At 67.9% G+C, this 18611-nt stretch carries 15 protein-coding genes; 8 read left to right on the top strand and 7 right to left on the bottom strand.

What is annotated here, in order from left to right:
* Window positions 1–104: 104 nt before the first annotated feature.
* Both QGN30_RS13305 and QGN30_RS13300 read right to left on the bottom strand, forming a co-directional pair.
* Window positions 105–923 (bottom strand): rhomboid-like protein, encoded by an 819-nt coding sequence (locus QGN30_RS13305; RefSeq protein WP_020188598.1) that lies wholly within the window; start codon window positions 921–923, stop codon window positions 105–107.
* A 9-nt stretch (window positions 924–932) separates the two neighbouring features.
* Window positions 933–1853, bottom strand: a complete 921-nt coding sequence (locus QGN30_RS13300) for an adenylate/guanylate cyclase domain-containing protein (RefSeq protein WP_009955220.1) — start codon at window positions 1851–1853, stop codon at window positions 933–935.
* 201 nt (window positions 1854–2054) lie between these two features.
* On the opposite strand from QGN30_RS13300, the gene QGN30_RS13295 reads away from it, so the two are divergent.
* Window positions 2055–3122: an oxygenase MpaB family protein gene (locus QGN30_RS13295; RefSeq protein ID WP_008257632.1), complete on the top strand. Its 1068-nt coding sequence runs from the start codon at window positions 2055–2057 to the stop codon at window positions 3120–3122.
* Here the strand turns inward: QGN30_RS13295 and QGN30_RS13290 are convergent.
* The 4 genes from QGN30_RS13290 to infC form a co-directional block, all read right to left on the bottom strand.
* Window positions 3109–3900 (bottom strand): TrmH family RNA methyltransferase, encoded by a 792-nt coding sequence (locus QGN30_RS13290; protein ID WP_248923686.1) that lies wholly within the window; start codon window positions 3898–3900, stop codon window positions 3109–3111. The two genes, QGN30_RS13295 and QGN30_RS13290, sit on opposite strands and share 14 nt — an antisense overlap.
* A gap of 30 nt (window positions 3901–3930) precedes the next feature.
* Window positions 3931–4326 (bottom strand): 50S ribosomal protein L20, encoded by a 396-nt coding sequence (gene rplT, locus QGN30_RS13285; RefSeq protein WP_008257634.1) that lies wholly within the window; start codon window positions 4324–4326, stop codon window positions 3931–3933.
* Between the two features lie 88 nt (window positions 4327–4414).
* A complete protein-coding gene (gene rpmI, locus QGN30_RS13280; RefSeq protein ID WP_008257635.1) occupies window positions 4415–4609 on the bottom strand; it encodes a 50S ribosomal protein L35 in 195 nt (64 codons plus the stop codon).
* A gap of 50 nt (window positions 4610–4659) precedes the next feature.
* Window positions 4660–5265, bottom strand: coding sequence for a translation initiation factor IF-3 (gene infC / locus QGN30_RS13275; RefSeq protein WP_026071357.1), 606 nt, complete (start codon window positions 5263–5265; stop codon window positions 4660–4662).
* A 460-nt stretch (window positions 5266–5725) separates the two neighbouring features.
* Between infC and lysX the strand changes: the two genes are divergently transcribed.
* From lysX to QGN30_RS13250, 5 genes are all read left to right on the top strand, one after another.
* Entirely contained in the window at window positions 5726–9079 is a 3354-nt protein-coding gene (gene lysX, locus QGN30_RS13270; protein WP_416366855.1) for a bifunctional lysylphosphatidylglycerol synthetase/lysine--tRNA ligase LysX, read from the top strand.
* A 77-nt stretch (window positions 9080–9156) separates the two neighbouring features.
* Window positions 9157–10635, top strand: coding sequence for an alpha/beta hydrolase (locus QGN30_RS13265; protein WP_026071356.1), 1479 nt, complete (start codon window positions 9157–9159; stop codon window positions 10633–10635).
* Window positions 10636–10639: 4 nt separating this feature from the next.
* The gene (locus QGN30_RS13260) at window positions 10640–11059 is read left to right on the top strand and encodes a DUF6653 family protein (protein ID WP_026071355.1); all 420 of its coding nucleotides are present in this window, start codon (window positions 10640–10642) and stop codon (window positions 11057–11059) included.
* A 135-nt stretch (window positions 11060–11194) separates the two neighbouring features.
* Window positions 11195–11860: a TetR/AcrR family transcriptional regulator gene (locus tag QGN30_RS13255; RefSeq protein WP_014380336.1), complete on the top strand. Its 666-nt coding sequence runs from the start codon at window positions 11195–11197 to the stop codon at window positions 11858–11860.
* Window positions 11861–11920: 60 nt separating this feature from the next.
* Window positions 11921–14053 carry an Rv1355c family protein gene (locus tag QGN30_RS13250; RefSeq protein ID WP_014380337.1) on the top strand — a complete coding sequence of 711 codons (2133 nt, stop codon included), beginning with the start codon at window positions 11921–11923 and terminating at the stop codon, window positions 14051–14053.
* A 40-nt stretch (window positions 14054–14093) separates the two neighbouring features.
* On the opposite strand, the gene QGN30_RS13245 is transcribed toward QGN30_RS13250, so the two are convergent.
* The gene (locus QGN30_RS13245; RefSeq protein ID WP_225324252.1) at window positions 14094–14936 is read right to left on the bottom strand and encodes a class I SAM-dependent methyltransferase; all 843 of its coding nucleotides are present in this window, start codon (window positions 14934–14936) and stop codon (window positions 14094–14096) included.
* A 273-nt stretch (window positions 14937–15209) separates the two neighbouring features.
* On the opposite strand from QGN30_RS13245, the gene QGN30_RS13240 reads away from it, so the two are divergent.
* Both QGN30_RS13240 and QGN30_RS13235 read left to right on the top strand, forming a co-directional pair.
* Entirely contained in the window at window positions 15210–16580 is a 1371-nt protein-coding gene (locus QGN30_RS13240; RefSeq protein WP_009954195.1) for a cytochrome P450, read from the top strand.
* Between the two features lie 139 nt (window positions 16581–16719).
* Complete coding sequence (locus QGN30_RS13235) at window positions 16720–18585, top strand: putative bifunctional diguanylate cyclase/phosphodiesterase (protein ID WP_009954196.1); 1866 nt, start codon at window positions 16720–16722, stop codon at window positions 18583–18585.
* Window positions 18586–18611 lie beyond the last annotated feature (26 nt).

Raw genomic sequence — 18611 nt, 5'->3', positions numbered from 1 at the left:
GCTGCCCGCATCGATGGTGCATTCCGCGCGGCACGGGACGACTGCTGATCATAGTGATCGGATCCGCGGCGCCCGGCGGGCGCTGGGCAACTGCGCGGCGGGACTCAGCCGGCGACGGCCGGCGCCGGACCGGGCAGCGTGTCGTCGCCGTCCAGCGGCGCGACCGGCAGGCCCCGGCCGGTGACGTACTTCGCCCCCGCGTAGGCGACCACGGCGCCGAGGAGACCGAACACCGGGGTCGCCGCCATGGTCCCCCAGTGGTGGGCCAGCATCAGGAAACCGAAGCCCGAGGAAGCCGCCAGCATCAGGTACCGCGCCGGTGTCCAGTGGATCGGCTGCCGGAACCGCGCCGACACGAGCACGCCCAGGATCACCGCGACGGTGTGACCGGCGTCGGTGAAGTCGCCGCCGACGATCGCCGAAGCGATGCCCGCCGCCACCCACCAGCCGACCCAGGCGGCCCGCCAGCGCGACGGGATCACCGCCGTCATCGCGCCGAGCACCGCCAGCGCGCCGTAGCTCATCCCGACGTCGCTCGCCCGGGTGATCGACACGGGCAGCCAGCCGAATTCGACCGCCCCGGCCAGGGCGGCGGCCACCAGCAGCGTCGCGCCGATGTGGCCGACGAGAAACGCCACCACCAGCCGGATGGTGCGCAAATGCAGCTCCGCCAGCGCCAGCAGGCAGGTCAGGAAGGGCAGCCAGAAGTAGAGCGGCCCGGCGTCGACGACCAGCGCGCTGCCCAGCAGCGTGCCGAGGTGCCCGTGGGCCAGGTTGTGCAGGTTGGTGCTGGCGCGGGCGACGATGACGTCATGTGCGTCCGGGCCGAGCACCAGGATGGCGCAGCTGATGGCAAGCAGCAGCGCCGCATACCCCACGGTGAATTGGACCCGGGCGAGCCGGGACACGATGCCCCCTAGCATTGGCACCCATTATGGCTGCGGTTTTGTTTCGGCTGTGTCATCAGAGCCTGACAACTCCCTAAAAGTCTTGAGGCGATATATCGCCAAATCGGCGGGCATGCCGGCGGGCTTCGGCCCGAAAACCGGTTTGCGGGTCCGCTTGGCCTCGACGCCCAACGCGTCCAACTCGCTTTGCGGTATGAGATCCAACGTTGAACTCGACACCATGATTCCACCTTTGGTGGCCCGTTCCATAACTCGTGCGGCGATATTCACATCCACGCCGAGCCAATCCGAGGCCAGCCGCTGCGGTCGTCCGGTGTGGATCCCCACGCGCATCCGCGGTGTGTAGCCCTCCACCTCGACCGATCCGACCGCCTCCTTGGCGGCCAACACGGCCCGCACGGCGACCGTCGGATCGCCGAACACGGCCATGAGTCCGTCACCCATGCGTTTGACGATGTGCCCGCCGGCGTCGAGCAGCGGCGGCTCGAGGGCCCGCGCCACCTGACGCAACAGCGCCAGCGCCGCGTCGTCGCCGGCCCGCAGGGACCACGTCGAAAACCCGACCAGGTCGGTGAAGACCAACGTCACCTCCGGATTGGCCGGCCGGCGGGAAACGCCTTCGGTCAGCGCCTGCCACACCTGCAGCACCCCGAGGCTGACCTCACGCGACACCGCGTCGCGGTCCCCCAGCAGCCGGTCGGCCGCGCGCGCCGCGGCGCGCGGACCGCCGTCGCCGGCCGTGGACAACGGATCGCCGAACTCGGGGTCCCCCGGCAACAGCCGGCGGGCCCGCCGGACCAGGGCGACCGCCCCGGGGCTGTGATTGCGGCCGTGCAGCCATTGGGTCGCGTTGTGCACCGACAGCGGCGTGCGCCGCGAAGCGGAGTGCGCCGCGCGGGATTCGTCGGGCTCGCCCGGCTTCAGATCGCGACGCGCGAGTTCCACCTGGCCAGGTTATTTGGTTTCGTCAGAGGCAGGCAACGACGGCCCCGGCGGGTGTGTCACAAGTCGCACCTCACCGCCTGATCACGGTGGCGGCACACCGGTGTGGAACCTCGATAACAGCTGCGGGGACACATCACCGAAATCGTAGACAACACTCGTTGTCAAAAGTTATCGTGAGGCCAATCGGTGCAGGAGGCCGCGATGACTGCCAGATCGACTACCCCCGCTGATCCGCTCGGACCAGATTCTTTGACCTGGAAGTATTTTGGCGATCTGCGCACCGGAATGATGGGCGTGTGGATCGGTGCGATCCAGAACATGTACCCCGAACTGGGCGCCGCCGTCGAGGAGCATTCGATCCTGCTGCGCGAGCCGCTGCAGCGGGTGGCCCGGTCGGTCTACCCGATCATGGGCGTGGTGTACGACGGCGACCGCGCGGCCCAGACCGGGCAGCAGATCAAGGGCTACCACCGCACGATCAAGGGCGTCGACGCCGAGGGCCGCCGCTATCACGCGCTCGACCCCGACACCTTCTACTGGGCGCACGCCACGTTCTTCATGCTGATCGTCAAGGTGGCCGAGTACTTCTGCGGCGGCCTGACCGAGGCCGAGAAGCGGCAGCTGTTCGACGAGCACGTGCAGTGGTACCGGATGTACGGGATGAGCATGCGGCCGGTGCCCGGGTCGTGGGACGAATTCCAGGAGTACTGGGAGCGGGTCGGTCGCGAGGAGCTGGAGATCAACCAGGCGGTCCTCGACATCTTCGACATCCGCATTCCCAAACCCAGGTTCGTGCTGATGCCGACACCGATCTGGGACCAGATCTTCAAACCGCTGGTGGCCGGGCAGCGCTGGATCGCGGCCGGGCTGTTCGAGCCCGCGGTCCGCGAAAAAGCCGGTATGCGTTGGACTCCGGGTGACGAGGTGTTGCTGCGATTGTTCGGCAAGATCGTCGAACTCGCGTTCCTGGCGGTGCCCGACGAGATCCGGCTGCACCCGCGCGCGCTGGCCGCCTACCGCCGCGCCGAGGGACGGCTGCCCAGCGACGCGCCGCTGGTCGAGGCCCCGCCGTTCATGGCGCCGCCGCGCGACCGCCGCGGGCTGCCGATGCACTACTTCCCGCCGCCGCCCAAGTTGCCGTTCGACCCCGCCCTGCAACCCGCCCGGGCGCTGCTGGAGCGGGCCGGATCGCTGGTGCACACGACGTTGTCGCTGGCCGGCCTGCGCGCCGGGCGGGGCCGCCCGAAGCGCGCGGTCAAGGCCGCGTAGGCAGCTTCAGGGCCCGCGCGCTCTGGTACAGACAGATGGCCGCGGCCGACGCCACATTCAGGCTCTCGGCGCCGCCGGACATCGGGATGCGCAGCCGGTGGTCGGCCGCCGACGCGATTTCGCTTGGCAGGCCGTGGGATTCGGGCCCGAACAGCCACGCCGTCGGCCTGCCCAGCAGTTCGCCGGCCTCGTCCAGCCGTCGCTCACCGTCCACGGTGGTGGCGAGCGCCTGCAGACCCGCGGCGCGCACCGCGTCCACGGCGGCGAGGGCGTCCGGCGCGACGACGACAGGGACGCAGAAGATGCTGCCGGCCGAGGCGCGCAGGCACTTGCCGTTGTACGGATCGACGCTGCGGCCGCCGAGGATCACGCCCGCCGCGCCCATCGCGTCCGCGAGGCGGATCAGGGTGCCGGCATTGCCGGGCTCGCCGATCTCGACGGCCACCGCGACCAGCTGCGGCGCGCCCGCCAGCACGTCATCGAGGCGGGTCGCCGGCATGTCGCACACCGCGACCAGCCCCGCCGGGGTGACCGTGTCGGAGAGCGCCTTCGCGGCGCGCTCGGTGACCGGGTGGACCGGGCAGTCCAGGCCCGCCAGCAACGCCGCATGGCGCTGCTCGGCGACCTCGGTGACAAAGACGTCGCGGACCAGGCCGCGACGCGAGGCCGCCTCGACCAGGTTCGGGCCTTCGGCGAGGAAACGCCCCGCCCGACGGCGCCCGACGTGGCGATGCAGTTTGACCGCCGCGGCGACCCTGGCCGAACGTTCGGTCAGCACCTGCCGGTCGGGCATCTTCGGTCGGGCCGGTTAGGCGGCTTCTCCCGAATCCGAGGGGGCGTTGACGTCCTCGGGCAGCGCCGCGCGGGCGATGTCGACCAGCGCGGTGAAGGCGGCCGGGTCCGCGACCGCGATGTCGGCCAGGTTCTTGCGGTCCACCTCCACGCCGGCGGCCTTGAGGCCCTGGATCAGCCGGTTGTAGGTGATGTCGTTGGCGCGAGCCGCCGCGTTGATCCGCGAGATCCACAGCTTGCGGAACTCGCCCTTGCGCGCGCGGCGGTCGCGATAGGCGTACTGCAGCGAATGCAGCTGCTGCTCTTTGGCTTTGCGGTAGAGCCGGGATCGCTGGCCGCGATAGCCCTTCGAGGCCTTGAGAATGCTGCGCCTCTTCTTGTGGGCGTTGACCGCCCGCTTCACGCGTGCCATTGGATGTTCCTACTCTCGTTCATGCGTAGTGGGTCGATAAATGGGTTCGCCGTGCCAGCTCGCGATGCGGGTCTGGCCGGCGCGGTGATCAGCCGTTCAGCAGCCGATTGATCCGCTGGGCGTCGTTGGCGGCCACCACGGTGCGGCCGTCGAGCCGCCGGGTCCGTTTCGTCGGCTTGTGCTCGAGCAGGTGCCGGCGGTTGGCCTTCTGCCGGACGATCTTGCCGGTTCCGGTGCGCCGGAAGCGCTTTGACGCCCCGCTATGGGTCTTGGCTTTGGGCATGTTTCCTCTGGTTCTCGCTCGGTTCTCGTTATTAGGTCAGTTCGACTAGGTCAGTTCGACGACGGTTCGGCGTCGGCGGCGTCGGAATCCGGTGCCGCTGCGCCCCCCACCTCTTCGGGGTGCCGCGCCCTGGCGCGGGTCTTCGCGCCGCGGTGCGGCGCCAGCACCATCGTCATGTTGCGGCCGTCCTGCTTGGCCGACGTCTCCACGAAACCGTATTCGGCGACGTCCGCGCCCAGGCGCTGCAGCAACCGATAGCCCAGCTCGGGCCGCGACTGCTCACGTCCGCGGAACATGATCGTGACCTTCACCTTCGATCCCGCCTCCAGGAAGCGGATGACGTGGCCCTTTTTGGTCTCGTAGTCGTGATCGTCGATCTTGGGTCGCAGCTTTTGTTCCTTGACGACGGTCTGCTGCTGGTTGCGGCGGGATTCGCGCGCCTTTTGCGCCGCTTCGTATTTGAACTTGCCGTAGTCCATGATCTTGCAGACCGGCGGCCTGGCGTTCGGGGCAACTTCGACAAGGTCCAGATCGGCGTCCGCAGCGACGCGCAGTGCGTCTTCGATGCGCACTATGCCTACCTGCTCTCCCCCTGGGCCAATCAATCGGACTTCAGGTACGCGGATGCGCTCGTTGACGCGGGTCTCAGTGCTGATGGGGCCTCCCTTGTTGGGCTTCTCTATGTCCTGCGGTGACGACCGTTGCCTGGGTTCGTCGGGAAGCAGCGGCGGAAACACCACACCACGAGCAAAAAAGCCCTGCACAAGCAGGGCCCAATGCCGACCGATCGCGGCCGAGGGCTACTCGGGCCGCCCGCGCTGGACGCGGAACAGGCATACGCGCTGCCTGTGACCGGACCGTCGAACCTTCCGCAGATCCGCACAGGGATCTCGTCGGTTCGCGGTGGGAGTGGGACTCCACTTAACTGTTCCTGGCGTTCGCCGGGATGGTCGCAGGCGTCAGTTTAGCAGCCTTGAGGTGCCTTTTAGCACTTCGGCCGGTCGGCGGCGCCGCGCCGGCCACCGACCGGCCCCGAAAAACGCGTGCAAACTCGCGCCCGCCACTCTTAGCGCTTCGGCAAGCTTTTCACGGATTGAGGGCATATCCTCGCGGTCTGTGACACTCGCTTCTCCTCGTTCAGGCCCCCGTTCGGGGCCGCACTTGGGGCCCCGTAGCCGATCGAACTCGCGGTATCGCTGGGTGCCCGCGGCGGCCGGATGGACCGTGGGTGTCATCGCCACCGTGTCGCTGCTGGGCAGTGTGTCCCCCCTGATCCGTTACCTGATCAAGGTTCCGCGCGAGTTCATCAACGACTATCTGTTCAACTTCCCCGACACCAGCATCGCGTGGTCGTTCGTGTTGGCCTTGTTGGCCGCGGCCCTGACCGCGCGCAAGCGGATCGCCTGGCTGCTGTTGCTGGGCAACATGATTCTCGCCGCCGGCCTGAACGCCGCCGATATCGCCGCCGGGGACAACACCGCCGCCGAGATCTTGGGCGAGAATCTCGGGTTCGCCCTGCACATCGTCGCGATCGTCCTGCTGGTGTTGGCCTATCGGGAGTTCTGGGCCAAGGTCCGCCGGGGCGCGCTGGTCAAGGCGGCCGGCGTGCTGGTGGCCGGCGATGTGGTGGGGATCTTGGTGTCCTGGGGCCTGGTCGAGTTGTTCCCCGGAACGCTGGCCCGCCCGGATCGCCTGCCCTACGTGGCCAACCGGGTGGTCGGATTCGCGCTCGCCGATCCGGACCTGTTCACCGGCCGGCCGCACGTGTTCCTCAACGCGATCTTCGGTCTGTTCGGCGCGCTCGCGCTGATCATGGCGACGATCGTGCTCTTTCAATCTCAGCGCGCGGAGAACGCGCTCACCGGCGAGGACGAATCGGCCATCCGCGGGCTGCTCGAGCTGTACGGCAAGAACGACTCCCTGGGCTACTTCGCCACCCGCCGCGACAAGTCGGTGGTTTTCGCCCAGAGCGGGCGCGCCGCCATCACCTACCGGGTCGAGGTCGGCGTCTGCCTGGCCAGCGGCGACCCGATCGGCGATCCCCGGGCGTGGTCCCAGGCCGCCGACGCCTGGCTGGGTCTGTGCCAAACCTACGGCTGGGCGCCCGGCGTCATGGGCGCCAGCACCCAGGGGGCGCGGACATATCGCGAAGCCGGCCTGAACGCGCTGGAGCTCGGCGACGAGGCCATCCTGCGGACCGCCGACTTCAAGCTGTCCGGCCCCGACATGCGCGGAGTCCGACAGGCCGTGACCCGCGCCCGCCGGGCCGGCCTGACCGTGCGGATCCGGCGGCACCGCGACATCGGCGCCGACGAGATGGCCGACACCATCACCCGCGCCGACGCCTGGCGCGACACCCAAACCGAGCGCGGGTTTTCCATGGCGCTGGGCCGCCTCGGCGACCCCGCCGACGGGGACTGCCTGCTGGTCGAGGCCCTGGACCGGGACGGCGCCGTCGTCGCGATGCTGTCGCTGGTCCCGTGGGGAACCACCGGCGTCTCCCTGGACCTGATGCGCCGATCGCCCCAGTCCCCCAACGGCACCATCGAGCTGATGGTCAGCGACCTCGCACTCAACGCGGAAAACCTTGGCATCACCCGCATTTCACTGAACTTCGCGATGTTCCGCTCGGCTTTCGAACAGGGTGCCCAACTGGGCGCCGGCCCCGTCGCGCGGCTGTGGCGCGGGTTTTTGCTGTTCTTCTCGCGGTGGTGGCAGCTGGAGACGCTGTATCGCTCCAACATGAAGTACCAGCCCGAATGGGTGCCGCGGTATGCCTGCTACGAGGACGCCCGCCTGATCCCGCGGGTCGGGGTCGCCTCGGCGCTGGCCGAGGGCTTCCTCGTCCTGCCGTTCGGCCGGCGCAAGCCGCACACGGGTCACCACCCGGCCGTCCCCGCCCGGCTGGCCGCGTCCGGGCTGCTGCACCACGACGGGAGCGCGCCGGACGTCAGCGGGCTGCAGAGGCGCCAGGAGTCGGCCGACGAGGAAGAGGCGAGATCCCGGCTGCCCGAGCAGGTTCGGGTGCGCCTGGCCAAGTTGAAGGTGTTGCGGCGCAAGGGCATCGACGCGTATCCGGTGGGCCATCCGCCCAGTCACACCGTCGCCGCGGCGCTCGACACGGACGACCGGGAGACGATCACCGTCTCCGGCCGGATACTGCGAATACGCGACTACGGCGGGGTGCTGTTCGCCCACCTGCGTGACTGGTCGGGGGAAATGCAAGTGCTGCTGGACAATTCGCAGTTGCAGCGCGGGCGAACGGCCGACTTCACGGCGGCCATCGATCTCGGCGACTTGGTCGAGGTCTCCGGCCACATGGGCTTTTCCAAGAAGGGAACCCGCTCGCTGATCGTCGGCGACTGGCGGATGATCGGTAAGTGCTTGCGGCCGTTGCCCAACAAGTGGAAGGGGCTGACCGATCCGGAGGCCCGGGTGCGGACCCGCTACGTCGACCTGGCGGTCAATCCCGAGTCTCGCGAACTGATCACGGCACGCAGCGAGGTGTTGCGCTCGGTCCGGCAGACGCTTTTCGACAACGGGTTCATCGAAGTCGAGACCCCGATCCTGCAGCAGATCCACGGCGGAGCCACCGCCCGGCCGTTCGTCACGCACATCAACACCTACGACATGGACCTGTTCCTGCGGATCGCGCCGGAGCTCTACCTCAAGCGGTTATGCGTCGGCGGCGTCGAGCGGGTCTTCGAGCTGGGCCGGGCCTTCCGCAACGAGGGCGTGGACTTCAGCCACAACCCGGAGTTCACCCTGCTGGAGGCGTATCAGGCGCACGCCGACTACAAGGTCTGGATCGACGGGTGCCGCGAGCTGATCCAGAACGCCGCCGAGGCCGCCCACGGCGAGCAGGCCGTCATGCGCCCCCGCGGCCAAGGCACCGGTGGCGGCCTCGAGCCGGTCGACATCTCCGGCGTGTGGGCGGTCAAGACCGTGTACGACGCCGTCTCCGAAGCGCTCGGCGAGCACATCGACCCCGCCACGCCGCTGCCCGCGCTGCGCAAGCTGTCGGATGCCGCGCACATTCCGTATCGGGCGCACTGGGACGCCGGGGCGGTGGTGCTGGAGCTGTACGAGCATCTGGTCGAGGACCGGACCGAGGAGCCGACTTTCTATATCGACTTCCCGACGTCGGTGTCGCCACTGACCCGGCCGCATCGCAGCGAGCCCGGCGTCGCCGAGCGGTGGGACCTGGTGGCGTGGGGTGTCGAGCTGGCCACCGCCTACAGCGAGCTCACCGATCCGGTGGAACAGCGTCGCCGCCTGCAGGAGCAGTCGCTGTTGGCCGCGGGTGGGGATCCCGAGGCGATGGAGCTCGACGAAGACTTCCTGCAGGCGATGGAATACGCGATGCCGCCCACCGGCGGACTCGGGATGGGCGTCGATCGCCTCGTCATGCTCATAACGGGCCGCAGCATCCGGGAGACGCTGCCGTTCCCGCTGGCCAAACCCCATTGATCGAGGTCAGCAACACTGCGTTCGTAGTGGGCGAACATTAGGCAAACAGGTTCCAGGCCGGTAAACAATAGATCACAATGACTCACGTGACAGCCTCGACGAACGGTGCGCCCGCGCAGTTCCTGGCTCTTAGTCACACCTCGCTGATGCATGGCTGGGTGCCGACGACGATCCAGGTGCTGGCCGCCGTCGTGCTGACGTTGGCGGTCGGGTGGCGGTCGCGTCGCTGGCGCGCGGTGCGGATGCCGGTGGCGGCGCTGAGCGGCGGCGCCGCCGCCTACCTGACCCACTGGTACGTCGTCGACCATGGACTCTCCGAGGAGCCGGCGCCGACGGCGCTGTGGGTGTGGATCGCGCTGACGGGCGTGGCGGCGGCGGTGCTGGTGCTGGGCTGGGGCAGCGCGCGCCGCTGGCGGCGCGGCGCGGGGATGCTGGCCGTGCCGTTGTGCTTGCTGAGCGCGGCGCTGGTGCTCAACCTGTGGGTGGGCTACTTCCCCACCGTCCAGTCCGCGTGGAGCCAGCTGACGTCGGGCCCGCTGCCCGATCAGACCGACCAGGCGACCGTTACCGCCATGGCCGCCAAGGGAACCCGGCCACCGCACGGCACCGTGGTGCCCGTCGCGATCCCCTCGGACGGGTCGCACTTCAAACACCGTGGCGAGCTCGTGTACCTGCCGCCCGAATGGTTCGCCACGTCCCCGCCGCCGCCGTTGCCGACCGTGATGATGATCGGCGGGCAGTTCAACACGCCGGCGGACTGGACCCGTGCGGGCAACGCGGTCAAGACGATCGATGACTTCGCGGCCGCGCACGACGGCAAGGCGCCGGTGTTCGTGTTCGTGGACTCCGGCGGCGCCTTCAACAACGACACCGAATGCGTCAACGGGGTTCGGGGCAACGCCGCCGACCACCTCACCAAAGACGTCGTGCCCTATATGGTTTCGGCGTTCGGTGTCAGCCCGCTGCGGTCCAACTGGGGTGTGGCGGGCTGGTCCATGGGCGGGACCTGCGCCGTGGACTTGACCGTCATGCATCCCGATATGTTCAGCGCGTTCGTCGACGTCGCCGGCGACTTCTTCCCCAATGCCGGCAACAAGGCCCAGACCATCACCCGGCTGTTCGGCGGAAACGCCGATGCCTGGGCGGCTTTCGATCCGTCCACGGTGATCACCCGGCATGGGCCGTACCGCGACGTCGCCGGCTGGTTCGCGATTTCGTCGGACGGTCCGCCGACGGCGCGCCGGGACATCACATTGACCGACAGCGGCGCCATCCGTCTGGCCGGACGCGAGGCGGCCGCCAACCCCGCCAATCAGACCGCGGCCGCCTATTCGCTGTGCGCGCTCGGCCGCGCCAACGGAATCGACTGCGCCGTCGTTCCGCAGCCCGGCCGGCACGATTGGCCGTTCGCGGACCGCGTGTTCGCCGCCGCGCTGCCCTGGCTGGCCGGAGCGCTGGGCACCCCGGGCATTTCGCGGACGCCGTTGCCCTCCGCCCCGGCCGCCGGCGCCCCGGTCGTCGTTCCGGCCGAACGTTCCAAGACCGCGATGCGGTAGCTCGGTGGTATCCGTTGCGCGCGTTCGGCGTGCGGTCTTCGCGCGGCACTGCCATCCGTGGAGCGCGTGGAGCCGGTGGGCGAGCACGCCGTTGATCCTGGTGCCGCCGTGGACGCGGCGGTGGAGCCACGCGGCGTGGATCGCGCTGTGGCTGGCCGCGAACCCGTTCGTTTTCGGCAAGCCCGCCCATCACCGCGCATGGTCGACGCGGGCGATGCTGGGCGAGGAGCTGTGGATCAGTCGTCGCCCCCGCGATGCGGCGGCGTTGGTCAGCGCGGCGACGTCGGCCGCCGCGTTGGGCGCGGTGCTCGCCGCCCGCCGCCACCGGCTGCGGCCGGCGCTGATCGCGGTCGCCGTGCAGATGGCGCTGACCCTGGTGTACTGGCAGCAGATGGTCCGGTATCTCGAGCGGCGGGCGCGGTAGCCTCACGGGACCTTGTGGGCGAGAACACCGTTCGTCGCCGAGGACGGCAGCCGCCACGTAAGCGCGGTGACGATACGCAGGTATGGTTATCCGATACCTCCGTATCGTGAGGCGATGCGGGTGTATTGTCCGGCCGTGGGACCCACCCGGCTGTTTCCGTACGACCCGCCCCCTCCAGCAGACCCTTCGCCCAAGGAGCGGATTCGCGACGCCGCGCTGAGCTGCTTTGCCGTTCGCGGCATCGCCGCCACGACGTTGCGCGCGGTCGCCGAGACCGCGGACGTTTCGATTGGGCTGGTACAGCACCACTTTCGCACCAAGGCCGCGCTGAGCGCCGCCGTCGATCAATACGTCCTGCAAACGGTGAGTGAGGCATTGGAACCCGCTACGCTGCCCGAACCGCCGTCCGACAATCTCAACGAGGCAGGGCGGCGGCTGACCGCGCTGATGGTCGAACGTCCCGATGTGATGTCCTACCTCGGGCGTGCGCTCGCCGAGGGTGGCGCATTGGGTTCGGTCATCTTCACCGGTCTGGTGGGTATCAGCGCGGGGCAGGGTGATCAGTTCGGGCAACAGGGCAAGCTTCGGCCCGACCTCGATCCCGATTGGGGGGTGCTCAACCCGCTCATCCTGCGCATTGGCGCCATCATTCTGCATCCCTACATCGAGCTTTACCTGGGTGAGTCGTTCTTCAGCGCGCCACAGCTGCGACGGTGGGACGCCGCGGTCACGAGCCTGATACGGCGCGGGCAATTCGCCGAGGAAACCGAGCTGCAGGACAAGGACGTCATCGCCCGGTGAGCGGCCAAACGCAGCGTTAAGACGGCCGGCACGCCGGTCAGGTGCTATACACGAAACACCATGGACGAGCGCACGGTAACCGCGCATAGCGCACAAATTCTCGACCCCGAAGAGCCCGGCGATCGTCTGGTACTGGACCGACTTCGAACCGATCCCACCGTCGAGGTCGTCGACCGGCTCGACGCGCAGCTGGCCAATCTGCGCGGCCTCCACCCGCCACCGGATTCGACCCTCCTCGGCGAGGGAACCCGGTGGGCGTACTACCCGTGGCGGCGCGCCGTCGTTGCGGTGTTGGGGCCGCGGGGGTTTCGGGCGTTACGACTTGATCGCAACAGGAACAACATCACCATTGCGGAACAGGCCAGGCTCAGCTCGCTGACCATTGGCGTCGCCGGCCTGAGCGTCGGGCATGTCATCGCGCACACCCTGGCGGTCCAGGGATTGTGTGGCCGGCTTCGCCTGGCGGATTTCGATCATTTGGAACTATCGAATCTGAATCGGGTGCCGGCCACTGTGTTCGACCTCGGGTTGAACAAAGCTCAGGTGGCGGCGCGCAGGATCGCCGAGCTCGATCCCTACCTGGCGGTGGATGTGCTCGACACCGGAATCACCGCAGACACCATCGATGCGTTCTTGGATGGACTGGACATCGCCGTCGAAGAATGCGATTCGCTCGACATGAAGGTCGCCTTGCGGCTGGCGGCCCGTGACAGGCGTATCCCCGTGTTGATGGCGACCAGCGACCGGGGGCGGGTCGATGTTGAACGCTTCGATCAACATCCCGAACGCCCGATCATGCACGGATTGCTGGACGGGCTCGACGTCGAGCTGGTGGCAGGCATGAGTACCCGGGACAAGCTCCCTCACATGCTGCGTTACGACGAAGCCGAGCACATCTCGCCGCGCACCGCCGCATCGCTCATCGAGATCGACCGGTCGCTGTCGACGTGGCCGCAGCTGGCATCCGATGTCATTGTGGGCGCCTCGGCCCTGGCCGAGGCCGTCCGCAGAATCGGACTGGGCGAACAGCTTCGATCCGGCCGGTGCCGCATCGACACAGGCTGGGCGCTCGACCAGCTGCGCGAGGTCGACGCGGCCCAGCATCGCCCTGCGCGTGACAACGACCAGGGAGACGACCCGGCGGCCCCCGCGGTCGACGACACGATTGTCGCCGCCGCCATGCGCGCCCCCTCGGGCGGAAACAGTCAGCCGTGGCGCATCGACGCGCAACCGACCGAGCTCACCATAAGCATTGCCACAGAACATACTTCGACGATGGACGTGGGCTTCCGCGGCAGCGCCGTCGCGGTGGGCGCGGCGCTGTACAACGTCAGAATCGCCGCCGCCGCCCGCGGGGTGCTCGGCCCGGTGACCGTATCCGAAGACGGCGCCGGGTCTCCGCTGCGGGCCACCATGCACTTTGGAACCGGCAGCGACCCGGCCCTGGCCGATCTCTATGAACCGATGATCGTGCGGGAGACCAACCGGCATCGCGGCACACCTCAACCGCTCGACGATCAGACGACCAAGTTACTCACCGTCACGGCCGAGCGGGAGGGCGCACGCCTGCACCTGCTCACCGGGCGAGACGAGCTTTCGCGGGCCGCAACGATTTTCGGCGCGGCCGACCGCATCCGGTACTTGACGCCGCATCTGCACGCGGAGATGGTCTCGGAACTGCGCTGGCCCGGAGACCCCGACCCCGACACCGGTATCGACGTGCGCTCGCTCGAACTCGACGCCAGCGACTTGGCGCTGATGGATATCGTGCGCCGGGCCGACGTCATGGCTTATCTTGCGGAATGGGACGCCGGCAGCGCGCTGGGCGACGGGATGCGCGACGAAGTCCTCGCCGGCTCCGCCCTGGCCGTGCTCACCGTGACCGGGGGGCGCCTCCGTGACTACGCCCGCGGCGGGTCGGCGGTCGAGGCGGTATGGATCGTTGCCCAGCGCGAAGGCCTCGCCGTCAGGCCGCTGTCGCCGGTCTTTCTGCATGCGCGGAATGCTGCTGATCTCAATGAGTTATCGGCCGCTTTCGGCGACGAATTAGCCCGATTACAAGACGGATTTGCGCGCCTGATCGCGACCGATCCCGAGGAATCGATCGTGCTGGTCTTGCGCTTGGCCTCCGCGCCGCCACCGTCGGTGTCCAGTCGCCGCAGCCCGAGCCGGGTCCGTTCGGGGCGCCCGTGATGCGCCCGTCGTGCGACGAGCGCGCCGGGGCCATCGGACCTCAGAACGGTTTCGCCGTGAATCCCCATCGCAACAAAGCCGACTCGCGGCGGGCTTGACGACTCAGCCGAGGGTCCCGCGCGCCGGTCAGCGCGCTCGGTCCGCCGCGCGCCCCGTACATCCAGTACGCCTGCAGGTAGGGCACCGGTGTCGAATGACCGCGGTGCATTGCTTGCAGACCCGCTGCGGCAAGCTCATTCGACAGTTCCGCGATGGTGAACGCCGCCGCCTCGCTCGCAATGGCGTCTTGGCGCAGGACGGCCGGCGAGTCGGGGTCGGCGATCGCCAGCATGCTGGGGGCGGCCGCCGGGTCCCGGAGTCGCTGAAAATCGGAAATCCACACTGCGGCCCCACTGCGGCGTTGGATCGCTTCGATCTGTCGAAGGGCGCCGCGCAAGGTGTCGAAATCGGGTAGCTGATGCAAGGTCCACATGCACGAGACGGCGTCCCACGGGGCCGTTGAAACCCGCTCCGGCAACGCGGTGATGTCCTCCCGACGCAGTTCGACACGTTCTCCGATCCCTTCGGCGTCGAACAGCGCCCGCGCCGTGGACAGCATGTTGGGGGCGAGATCGACGGCTGTGGCCCGAACGTCGGGTCGTCGGCGCAGGACGGCGCTCAACGCACGACCGGAGCCAACGCCGAGATCCAGCAGGCGGCCGCCTGGAGGCAGCAGCGCATCAAGCGCGCGAGCGCACAAGTCGTACACCGCGCACATGCCGGGGTTGGATGCGCCACCGGTGTGGAACTGTGCGACGGACTCCGGATCGTCCACCACCATCGGCTCAGGAATGCGCTCCCGCCCCGGCGGATGCGACCGCTCACGCAAAACGATCCCAGGCATTCGCCACAGCGGCCGAATTCTCTTCACCCTCAACCTTTCATGGGGTCCGCATGATCGATTTCTCGTCAGGCTCTGGCGGCAGTCAGCTACCCGGCCGAAGTGTCGCAAATGATTATTAACCTGTCCGCGCAGTCTGCACCGGCGTCCCGTTGAATTTCGCTGCGTCGAAACGGACGTCCTGGAATACTTGTCCGGTCAGCGGGGGCCGGCAAGCTTTCGGCCTGCGCGGTCGTTCGACCGGCGTAGGCAACAGCATTTCCGCAGGAGGTAGGCGTGGTTCAGGCCCTTGCAAGTGACGGCATCGAATGCCTGCCCCTGCCGCCGGTGAATCCGATGCCTTACCGTCAGCGCCTCGCGGCGGTACGGGAATTCAGCACGGGAACCGAACGGCTGCGTGACGCCGGCGGGCGGGTGACGTCGTTCAAGTTAGGGCCGCGATGGCTGATGCCCCCGATGGTGTTGGCGACGTCTCCGGAGGCCATCCGCGACATCCTCAGCACCAAAGACGATTCCGTGGACAAGACCACCCCGGTCTTCGACCAAGTGCGCCGCGTCATCGGCGCCAGCCTCACCGATCTTCCCTTCGAGCAATGGAAGCCACGCCGGCGCACCCTACAGCCGGTGTTCACCAAGCAGCGGGTGAGCGAGTTCGGCGGCCACATGGAGCAGGCGGCGCAATCGGTGAGCGAAAGCTGGCACGAGGACGCCCTGATCGATTTGGACGCCGAATGCCGCACGATCACCTTGCGCGCGCTGGGCCGATCGGTGCTCGGGCTCGACCTGGAACAACGGGCCGACGAGGTCGTCGAGCCACTGCGAATCGCGTTGGCCTACGCGGTCAGGCGCGCGACGCGCCCACTCCGTGCGCCGCGCTGGTTGCCCACACCCGCGCGTCATCGCGCGCGAGCGGCGAGCGCCAAACTTCACGCGCTGACACGGGAGATCCTGCGGGACTGTCGCGCCGATCCGACACGAGTCGCGCCCCTGGTCCATGCCCTGCTCGCCGCCGAGGATCCAGAAACCGGAAAACGGTTGTCCGATGACGAGATTTGCGACGAGCTCGTCATGTTCCTCTTCGCCGGCCACGACACCACGACGACCGCGTTGACGTATGCGCTGTGGTCTCTGGGACACCACACCGATTGCCAGAACCGCGTGGCCGCGGAAGTCGCGGCCCTGCCGGATCGGCCGCTGACGTCCGACGACATTCCACAGCTCGGCTACACGGTGCAGGTCATACGGGAATCGTTGCGCCTGTGCCCCCCGGCGCCTACGGGGACACGCATGGCATCCCGCGACGTCCAAGTCGGCGGCTACCGGGTGCCCAAGGGCACGATGCTCATCGTGGGGCGAATGGCCGTACAACGCGACCCGCAGCTTTGGGACGACCCGCTTCGATTCGACCCGGAACGATTCAGCCCGGAGAACTTCAAGGCTCTCGATCGGTGGCAATACGTGCCCTTCGGCGGCGGCCCCCGCTCGTGCATCGGCGACCATTTCGCCATGCTCGAAGTCACACTCGCCTTGGCGACACTCATCCGGGGAGTCGAAATTCGCTCACTCGACGACGAATTTCCGCTCGCGTTGCACTTCACCATGATCGCCGGCGGTCCGATCCGCGCGCGCGTCCGACCGCGCCGCTAACCCAGCCCGCCGCGCCTTCCCCGTCGCTACCGAGTCCACGCGACCCCGATCACACTCGGGCGTCAACGTGAGCGAATCATTGCTAGACGCACTAGGCAATGCCAAACGCGGCGCACCGGTTACCGCTACCGTTAGGGCAATGTCGGGCACACTGGACCACCTGGTCACCGCTGCCGCCGCCGAGTTGATGGCGGCCACCGCGGCGGACTCCGCCTCAATCAGCGAACGCGTGCTCGGCAACCTGGTTCGCGACCTGGGGGTGGACTTCAGCTTCCTGCGCCACAACGATCACACCATCCGCGCGACCATCCTCATCGCCGAATTCCCGCCGCGTAACGCCGACCCCGACCCGATCGGGTTGGTGTATTTCGCCGACGCCGACTCCATCTTCGCGCGCACCGAACACCTCAAGGTGCCCGAGGTGGTCCGCCCCGAGCCGGAGAACGCCGACTATCAGAACCGCATCGAAGCGGGCACCGGAGTTCCCGCCGTCTCGCTGGCCGCCGTTCCGCTGCTGTCCGGCGACGTCACCACCGGCACACTCGCCTTCGGCAAACTCGGAGACCGCGAATGGCTACCCGAAGAACTCAATGCGCTACAGGCGATCGCCGCGCTTTTTGCGCAGCTGCAAGCCCGCGTCGTCGCCGAACAGCAAATTCACTACCTCGCCGAGCACGATGAACTCACCGGGCTGCTGAACCGAAGGGCGCTCATCGCACACCTCGACGACCGGCTGGCGAAGGGACAGCCCGGCCCGGTGTCGGTCGTGTTCCTCGCCATCGACCGCTTCAAGGTCATCAACAGTCGCCTCGGCCAAGACGCCGGCGACCGATTCATCGAGTCCTTCGCCGCGCTACTACGTGAGGCCACCCGCGTTCCCTCCGTCATCGCCCGCTTCGGCGGCGACGAGTTCGGCGTCGTGCCGTCCGCGGCCATGGACGTCGAGGCCGCCGAAGCGTTCGCACACTCATTGCACGGTCGGGTTCACCAACAGATCCCCATCGACGGCGAAATGCTCAGTCGCACCGTAAGTATCGGCGTCGCGGCAGGCCTACCCGGGGACGAGACCACGTCAGACCTGCTACGGCGGGTCGACCAGGCCACCCGGTCGGCCAAGGCCTCCGGCGGCAACAACGTCGCAACCTTCCGCCCGGAGATGTCTACAACGGACATGATCCGCAACGACATCGAGCTGCATCTGGAAGGGATGATCGAGGGCGGTGGCGGTGCGCTGGTCCTCCACTACCTTCCGGAATTCGACATGCGTACCGGCGAGATTCTCGGCACCGAGGCGCTAATCCGTTGGCAACACCCAACTCTGGGCCTGTTGATGCCTGATTCGTTCATCCAGGTCGTGGAATCGATCAACCTCGGCGCCAAGCTCGGCCGCCTCGTCATGCGCTCCGCGTGTGCGCAATTCGGACTATGGCGCTCGCACGGTGTCGGCAAGGGCACGGTGCTGCGAATCAACGTATCTCCCGTGCAGCTCGTCACGGCCGGTATCGTTGACACGGTCGCCGCCACCCTCGACGAGTTCGGTCTTGATCCCAGCACCGTATGTCTGGAGATCACCGAAAGCGTTGTGGTCCAAGACATCGACGCGACACGTCAGACGTTGTTCGGGTTGAAGGATGTTGGCGTACAGATCGCGATCGATGACTTCGGCACCGGCTACAGCGTGTTGACATATCTGAAATCTCTTCCCGTCGATTCACTCAAGATCGACAAGGGTTTCGTCCAGAATCTCGACACCAACGCCGGAGATCTGGCGATCGTGCGCTCGACGATGGCCCTGGCCGACGCCTTCGGGCTCGATGTCGTGGCCGAAGGGGTGGAAACCGTGGCCGCGGCCGAAAGGCTGCTCAGCCTGGGCTGCCATCGCGCGCAAGGCTTTTTGCTGTCCCGCCCCATCGACAGCGCGGCGATGGAATCACTCCTGGCCAAACGCGTCATCCCGATGAACTTCTCCAGCACGCGGTTTCCTGGAACGGGAAACGCGGTTTAGATCCGCCAGAAAGTGCACACGGGAGA

It is taken from the genome of Mycobacterium sp. 3-98 (assembly GCF_035918355.1).
In the GTDB taxonomy this organism is placed as follows: Bacteria; Actinomycetota; Actinomycetes; order Mycobacteriales; family Mycobacteriaceae; genus Mycobacterium; species Mycobacterium intracellulare.
The sequence above is the reverse complement of the archived record's forward strand: the minus strand, read 5'-3'. Positions and strand labels throughout refer to the sequence as shown.